At 46.8% G+C, this 8053-nt stretch carries 6 protein-coding genes and 1 pseudogene; 1 reads left to right on the forward strand and 6 read right to left on the reverse strand.

Annotated elements, in window-relative coordinates; genetic code table 11:
• From A6049_RS12425 to A6049_RS12435, 3 genes are all read right to left on the reverse strand, one after another.
• On the reverse strand, window positions 1-1587 hold a 1587-nt coding region (locus A6049_RS12425), incomplete at its 3' end, for a PTS fructose transporter subunit IIABC (protein WP_240321377.1).
• A 135-nt stretch (window positions 1588-1722) separates the two neighbouring features.
• On the reverse strand, window positions 1723-2634 hold the full coding sequence (pfkB, locus tag A6049_RS12430; protein ID WP_063564922.1) for a 1-phosphofructokinase: 912 nt from the start codon (window positions 2632-2634) through the stop codon (window positions 1723-1725).
• A 2-nt stretch (window positions 2635-2636) separates the two neighbouring features.
• On the reverse strand, window positions 2637-3383 hold the full coding sequence (locus A6049_RS12435; RefSeq protein WP_063564923.1) for a DeoR/GlpR family DNA-binding transcription regulator: 747 nt from the start codon (window positions 3381-3383) through the stop codon (window positions 2637-2639).
• A gap of 262 nt (window positions 3384-3645) precedes the next feature.
• Here A6049_RS12435 and A6049_RS12440 point away from each other — a divergent pair, with 262 nt between their 5' ends.
• Window positions 3646-4329 carry a G1 family glutamic endopeptidase gene (locus A6049_RS12440; RefSeq protein ID WP_063564924.1) on the forward strand — a complete coding sequence of 228 codons (684 nt, stop codon included), beginning with the start codon at window positions 3646-3648 and terminating at the stop codon, window positions 4327-4329.
• Window positions 4330-4443: 114 nt separating this feature from the next.
• On the opposite strand, the gene A6049_RS12445 is transcribed toward A6049_RS12440, so the two are convergent.
• The 3 genes and pseudogenes from A6049_RS12445 to A6049_RS12455 all read right to left on the reverse strand — a co-directional run.
• Window positions 4444-4893: a hypothetical protein gene (locus A6049_RS12445; protein WP_079694886.1), complete on the reverse strand. Its 450-nt coding sequence runs from the start codon at window positions 4891-4893 to the stop codon at window positions 4444-4446.
• A gap of 167 nt (window positions 4894-5060) precedes the next feature.
• Window positions 5061-6488: an FAD/NAD(P)-binding protein gene (locus tag A6049_RS12450; protein ID WP_063564926.1), complete on the reverse strand. Its 1428-nt coding sequence runs from the start codon at window positions 6486-6488 to the stop codon at window positions 5061-5063.
• A 412-nt stretch (window positions 6489-6900) separates the two neighbouring features.
• Window positions 6901-8053 (reverse strand): annotated as a pseudogene (locus A6049_RS12455) (collagen-like protein); the annotation flags it as partial.

Consider the following 8053-nt stretch of genomic DNA (forward strand, 5'->3'; position numbering starts at 1 on the left):
GGATGTGAATACACCGATAGCAAATGTATAAGCCGCTTTGTTAAACGGTCCACCCATATCGATGGACATCATGCCGCCAAGCAGCAAGCCAAGCAATACAGCATTTCCTGTACCCAGGTTTCCAAGTGCATCTACAAGCCATGTGTTAAGGGAACCGAAGATTGGATCAAAGACATAGAAACTTATTGCACCAACGATAAGCAATCCGAACACAGGATAGAGCAGGATTGGTTTCAATCCGTCAATTGCTTTAGGCAGTCCTTTAAATAGTTTGCGCAGACCAATTACAACGTAACCTGCCAGGAAACCGGCAGCCAGACCACCAAGGAAACCGGCGTTCGAATTCACAGCCATCAATCCACCGACCATACCAGGCATCAGGGCCGGACGATCACCAATACTCATCGCAATAAAACCGGCTAGGACAGGAATCAGGAAGTGGAACGCTCCGGTCCCGCCACCAATGGTCTGCAACAATTGCACAATAGGATTGTCCGGACTCGCAATTTGTTCAAACAAGAAGGATATGGCGAGCAAAATCCCGCCACCTACAACAAATGGAAGCATATGCGAGATCCCGTTCATTAAATCTTTATAAATCTTGCTGCCCATGCTCAATTTGCCTTGGTTTTCTCCTTCACCCTTCCCACCGTTGCCGCCTTGGCTTCGGTAGATCGGAGCGTCCCCGTTAACTGCTTTGCGAATCAGTTCTTCGGATTTGCGAATGCCATCGCTTACGGGTCTTTGTAATACCGGTTTGCCATCAAAGCGGGCCATTTCCACATTTTTATCTGCCGCAATGATAACCCCTTTGGCACGAGCGATTTCATCAGCTGTCAGTACGTTCTGTGCTCCTTCGGAACCGTTGGTCTCTACTCGGATATTAATGCCCATTTCCTGTGCTTTCTTTTTGAGAGCGTCTTCAGCCATGAACGTGTGAGCAATACCTGTTGGGCAAGCGGTTACTGCAACGACAAAATCTTCAGATGCCGCATCACCAACAATAAGGCCTGATGTATTCTGCTTCTGTCCATTCGCATTGCCCGCGCCAGATACAGCGTTTGTTCCATTTGCAGCATTTGCTGCTTTCTCCGCTTCGGCTTTTTCTTTGGCAGCTTTTTTCTCCGCTTCTTCCGCCTGTTTGGCATCGAATAATGCAGTCACTTCTTCAGGAGTGTCCGTGCTCATTAGCTGCGAAATGAAATCGCTATCAATCAACAGCCTGGAAAGAGCCGCAAGTGTACGAAGATGTGTATTGGCCGCCCCCTCTGGAGCTGCAATCATGAAGAATATATGAGCCGGTTCATCATCAAGCGCTTCAAAATCAAGTCCTTTCCGACTCTTGGCAAATACAACTGTTGGTTCATTTACTGCTGTTGTTTTGGCATGAGGCATGGCAATACCGCCACCAATCCCCGTGCTGGATTCCGCTTCGCGTTTATAAATCATTTCCTTAAACAGAACCGGATCATTAATACGTCCGCTACGTTTTAAACTTGCAATGAGTTCATCAATAGCCTCTTCTTTCGTCGTGGCTTGCAGGTCCATGATCATCGTTTCCTGGATCATCAGGTCTGTTATTCTCATTTGGTACACTCCCTTAAATTCAGTCAGCCTGCGTGATACAGACCGACTTATAATTGTACTTCTTACGCTGTTATCTGCTATTAACTGAATCCCCTCTTCTAAAAAGGGGCCTGTATTCCATTCATTTTGTAAGGACTATATTTTGGTTATGGTGACTTGAGTACGCAGCTCTTCGATGAGTTCACGTGTCGCCAGATCATCTGAGAAAGCCGTTGCACTACCCGAAGCAACACCCGTTCGGAACGCTTCAAGCAGGTCTTCGTTTAATCCAAATGTACCTACGAATCCACCGATCATGGAATCTCCAGCACCAACCGAGTTTTTCACGACACCTTTTGGAACGCTCGCATGGTAGACATCTGTTTTGGTAATCAACAGCGCTCCTTCTCCTGCCATGGAGATCAACACATGTTTGGCACCTGCTTCCAAAAGCTTGCGACCATAGGTCACCAGTTCCTCTTGAGTGTCGATGGTTACTCCGAAAAGTTCAGCTAGTTCGTGATGGTTCGGCTTCACCAGCAGCGGTTCATGTACCAAAGCATCCATTAAAGCGGGTCCTGTCGTGTCGATTACAAATTCGGCACTCGTTTGTTTGCACACGTTGATCAGACGATTGTAGAAATCAGCTCCCAGTGAAGGTGGTACACTTCCCGAAAGAATGACGATATCTCCTTTTTGCAATGCGGATAACTTGTTAAGCAACCCTTCTGCTTCCTCTGGTCGAATGGCTGGTCCCAGTCCGTTAATCTCTGTCTCTTCCCCATGCTTCAGCTTGATGTTAATTCGGGTATCATCTGCGATGGTAACGAAGTCCGTCAGAATCTTGTCTTCCTGCAATTTGTCATTAATGAAACGGCCTGTGAACCCTCCCAGAAATCCGAGTGCAGTGTTTTTGGCTCCCAGTTGATTAAGCACTCGCGATACGTTAATGCCTTTGCCTCCAGGAAGTTTCAGGTCCCGATTCATACGATTCAAATCACCAAGCTTCAGATCATCCACTTCCACGATGTAATCAATGGAAGGATTAAGTGTTACGGTATATATCATGGCTATCCCTCAATTATTTTAGTTTTCTGGGCGATTACAGAGCGCCAGTGTTCCGGCATACGTTCTGTGATCAAGTCTGCCTCCTCAAGGTCAAACAGTTTGGCAAAAGTAATTTCCCCAATTTTGCTGGAATCAGCCAGCACGTAAGATTTCCCGGACAATTGATGTGCACGTCTTTTAATCAAGGCTTCCTCCGGATCGGGAGTTGTATACCCCATTTCGGCATCCACTCCGTTGGTTCCGATAAAACATTTATCAAAACGGAAGTTGTCCATGTTCTGTAATGCGATACTGCCAATCACGGCTTTGGTGTGAATTTTCATCATTCCGCCAAGCAGATAGCTGCGTATTCGTTTACTTACCAGCGCTTCTACATGAGAAAGTCCGTTCGTCACTACCGTAACGTCCTTGGCCTCAATATAGGCAATCATGGCTAATGTCGTCGTCCCTGCATCCAGATAGATACATTCACCATTGTTGATTTCCTGCGCAGCTAAACGAGCAATCGCTGTTTTCTGTTGAATGTTTTTGAACGTTTTTTCTTCCATACCGGGTTCCGGCGTCTTTTCATTCACTAGAGCAGCACCACCATGTATGCGTTTCAGCATCTGACGGCTCTCCAGGTCAATTAAATCACGCCGTATCGTTGATTCAGAAGCACCCAGCACATCGACGAGTTCTTGCAGTTTCACAATGCCTCTTTCGTGTAAGCGCTCTATAATTGCAGCATATCGTTCTTCAGTTAGCATTTTCATTCCTCCAACTGCTTTTATAGTAACATAAATCCCTCAAAAAACAATCACTTTCATTCAAATTAATTTAAAATCATTCAAAAACCATCAACATTCGACATTTTATAGACATCAAAGATCGCATTCAACCCTAAATATCGTTCAAAATCATTCAAACCTTATTTCTTTCTCAGATTGTCCATGTCCTCTTTCGTCTTCCATGCATTTGATAATATCGAACGAATGATTTCGTCTCTATTTTCACATGGGAGGTGGCCGTATGGCGAATAATCGAAACAAACGCCGAAAACCCTGTATACCTCATACAGGCAAAACAAATTCTTCACTACGCTTCGGGTGGATTTCCTCCAACTGGAGTGGTTATGCCCGAGCGGGTGACAAAGCTGAATTCAGACGTATCTCGGCTGAATGGAACGTGCCCTTTGTTTTACCATCGTCCAAGTCCTCATACTCCTCAGCCTGGATCGGAATTGATGGATACGAGAATTCCAATCTCATTCAGACTGGAACAGGCCATGATTGGGTTAACGGCCAAGCTAGTTATTATGCCTGGTGGGAAATTCTTCCGGACGTTGAAACGATCATCCCTTTTCCTGTATCACCGGGAGATCGGATGAGAGCGGCCATTTACAGAATCAATCGAACTCGCTGGTGTATCACACTTCATAACCTGACCCAAAATTGGACTTTCCGCACCGTTCAGCAATATGCAGGCCAGCAATCATCCGCGGAATGGATTGTAGAAGCTCCATCATTGGGAAACACCATCTCCCGGATGGCAAAAATCACGCCTGTCACCTTCAAGTGTTGTCGCCTGAACGGTCGCTGCCCCGGCTTCATCGTCAAAGAGAAAGGCATCATGATTCAGCAAAAACAGGTTGTTTCCATTCCAGGAACACCGGGACCAAGCGGAGACTCTTTTGTCGTGAAACGAAACGGCTGAGACTTCTTCGTAGACAGTTCGTTAATGAAAAAAACTGCAATGTGCCGTATTCGGCGTACCATTGCAGAATGGATATTCGGTCATTATGGAATTGACACGAGTCTCTTTTTTCAACTATAGGAATAGCTCAGCCCTGTCAGGTTTGGGTTTTACCCAATTTCCTTCTTCATTAATAAATGCACCCTTGAAACGCCCCATCTCCAATTTCTCTACTAGCTTCATCTCATCCAGTACCAGAATTTCAGACAACTGCTGCAAACTATAAAAATCACTTGGATCATAATCCAGCAGGATTGGAACAGCCATGTCGTACAGTTCTTTAATTAGATTCTCCAATGAATGACGGCCGAGGTTGTCCATGGTTTGGAAATACTTCAGATCATGGGACACCAGATTGCGGAACGATTTATCTTTCAAGTTCATCCACAGCGTATTACACGCCTGAACACTCATATAGTTCTGCTCTACATCATAATATTGGATCTCTTCAATCTTCATATACTTTTCCTGAAAAGCTACAATTTTGATCAAGGGTTCATTTCGTTTGCGTGACGCTTTCTTCAAATGGGTTCTGAACCCCTCATAATCCATGATTCTCACAATAATCTATCGCCTGCCTTAACGCTGTATAATTCGATATTTTACAGCATTATATAAGCACCCGTAAATGTAACTTTAGAAAAAGGAAAACCGTACAGCATCTTACCCCGCTGTACGGTTATTTTGAATACTCAGATTCCAACTTCACTCTTCACCCAACTCGCAGTAAATTCCTGCTCGTTATACTTAAAAAATTGCTCCAAGATCTGTTCCCGGTCATCCAGGAAAAGCTGGTCGGCTACAGCTGAAACCAACTTCGGCACAGCATTCTTTGTCCCCGATATTGCTGAGGCGGACAGGCCGCAACTTGCAAGTGCAGAGTAGTTAAAGACAAACAACCCACGCAGCTTATCCTGCCCCTCCTCATCTCTGCTGGTCATTGCAAACCCGGGACTAAGGTAGGGATGTGCGTCAAGCAGTGCATTCCTCTGTACCGTCGGAGCTTGAAACCGGTCTGCCCAGCGTGCAATATGTGCCTCCACCATTCTGAGCTCGGGACGCAGTGACGGATTACTCACCATCCCCGTACTTATGACCAGAAAATCAAAGGAGTGCTGTCCCTGTGGCGTAGTCACTACCGCTTTCCCATCCTTCATCTGTATATCCAGCCAAGGTGCTTGAAGATGTAATTGGAAGCCTGGCCATGCAGCGGCTCGGTTGAAGGTATCGTTGGTTGGTGGCTGATTGTATTTGAAAAAATGGGAAATGGTCGCATACTTATCCTCGTCCGACAAAACGTGAAACCGTTCGATCATACCGGATTGTTCCATCTGACGTATCGGGTTAATGCTCGGCAATTGTTCCCGCCGCACAAATACGTGGGCCTCAGCCACACCTGTGGCTAGTGCAAAGTTGGCATTATCAAAGGCTGAAGCTCCGCCGCCAAGTATGGCAATCCTTTTTCCTCGTAACCGTTCAAAATCAATCAGCTCCGACGTGTGAGCGTAAAGATGCCTAGGTACTTTCTCAGCGATCATCGGTGGTACATGCCACTCTCCACCACCCTGGATGCCCGTAGCCAAGACAACCTTTCGTGCCAGCAACATATTACTTGGAGCCCCTGCACCCGTAATGTGCAGCCGGTGTAAGCCTCCATCTGCAGGTTCAATCAGTCTCAGTTTTACTTCATTCATGACAGGCAGATTAAGCACTTGCCTGTACCAGCGCAGATAGTTCATCCATTCGCTGCGCGGAATTTTATCAACCGCATCCCATCCGGAGGAGCCTGATTGAGCCTCCCACCATGCTCGAAACGTCAGCGAAGGAATACCGAGATCAATGGAAGTCAGGTGTTTTGGTGTACGTAACGTGACCATACGCGCGTAAGTTTCCCAAGGTCCCTCCAACCCTGCGGCATTTTCATCAATGACCAGAATGTTGGATATCCGCTCACGCAGGAATCCAAAAGCAGCCCCCAAACCGCTCTGCCCACCACCTACAATAACGACATCATAGATATGGCCTTCGTCATGTTCGCGTGGGCGAATCCAATCCGCACCTCCATATGCGAGATAAGCCAGATCATCTTGTACTCGTTGGTTTAATGTTTCAAGGCTCATCATTCATCAACCCTTTCAACGTCCACTCGTATGCTGCTACGAACCGCTCGTTTAATGTTATGTTTGTGTAATAATTTGTTTTTTTAATGGATATTCTGCAAGTTCAAAGCAGCCTAATTCATTTACCATATGGATAAAGACGATGATTCCGTCTCAATCCCTTACATCATTTTCATAAGGATTAGCGTTATTATATGAGTTGGGGTCATTTTTTTGAATATCACGACAGATTTCTTGTCATAAGACCTAAAAATATCTAACATGCTTGTTAACTATAACGAAACCAAATTTTAACGACTTCGTCCTGTATGTAAAAAAACAGATCAGGTTGGATATTAACGATAGATCCAACCCGGATCTGTTTTCGTGTTGTCTTATTTTTAAATAGGTGGGGTGCTGAAGAATTAATACCTCATGTCAATTCGTGTACTGACCATACAATACCATTCGTTGCTCCAATCCCCAAGTTCAGAGTAATCGTTAATCCATTCGCTGAGTAAAACAACCCAATCACATCGCCTGCATTCAGCGTAACCTGCGCCGCTAGCGTTACGGTTCCACTACCAAGAACTGCCCGCAACGTAAGTAGCGTTACGCTGATATTCAGGATTGGCAATAGTCCATTGACCAATGTAGTCGTAGTGGGGGAGGTTCTTTGCACCAGAAACGCTGGATTGACCCCAGCACCCAATGAGATGGCGATTGCGGCAGTTGTAGAAAAATTGATTGTTGCCACAATCGAGTAGGTCCCCGTATTCGGCGCCGTGTAATTGCCTGTAGTTGCATTAAAATTTGCATTACCATAGTAAGGACTTGCTGTACTCCAGTTGGTTAACTGTGCACTGGTTGTTGTTGATAGGTTAGCCAAAAATGCAGAAAATCCTTGTGCAGCTAGATTGGGCCCTGATGCACCCGTAGCCCCTGTGGCTCCCGTGGATCCAGTAACTCCAGTCGCCCCGGTAGCCCCAGTTGCGCCTGTTGTTCCCGTTCCCGTTGCACCTGTCGCACCAGTTGCACTCGTTACACCCGTTGAACCCGTCGCACCTGTGGCTCCGGTTCCGGTTGCGCCCGTCACACCTGTTACCCCAGTAGATCCTGTCGCGCCGGTGGATCCGGTTATACCTGTTCCCGTTGCACCTGTCACACCAGTTACACCAGTAAATCCTGTGGCGCCGGTTGTTCCCGTTGTTCCCGTTCCCGTGGCTCCTGTCGCACCTGTTTCACCCGTAAGTCCTGTTGCTCCGGTAGCTCCAGTCGTTCCTGTTCCCGTTGCACCTGTCACACCAGTTACACCAGTAGGCCCCGTTGCACCTGTGGCTCCTGTTGTTCCCGTTCCGGTTGCGCCTGTAGCACCAGTTACACCCGTTGAACCAGTCGCGCCTGTGGCTCCAGTAGCCCCTGTAGCTCCCGTTCCTGTTGCACCTGTCACACCTGTTACCCCAGTAAGTCCCGTTGCACCTGTAGCTCCGGTTGTTCCCGTTCCTGTAGCACCTGTCACACCGGTTACCCCAGTTAAGCCCGTTGCACCTGTCACACCAGTTATACCTGTTAAACCCGTCGCGCCT

Origin of the sequence: Paenibacillus sp. O199 (assembly GCF_001636635.1) — a bacterium.
Taxonomy (GTDB): Bacteria; Bacillota; Bacilli; order Paenibacillales; family Paenibacillaceae; genus Paenibacillus; species Paenibacillus marchantiae.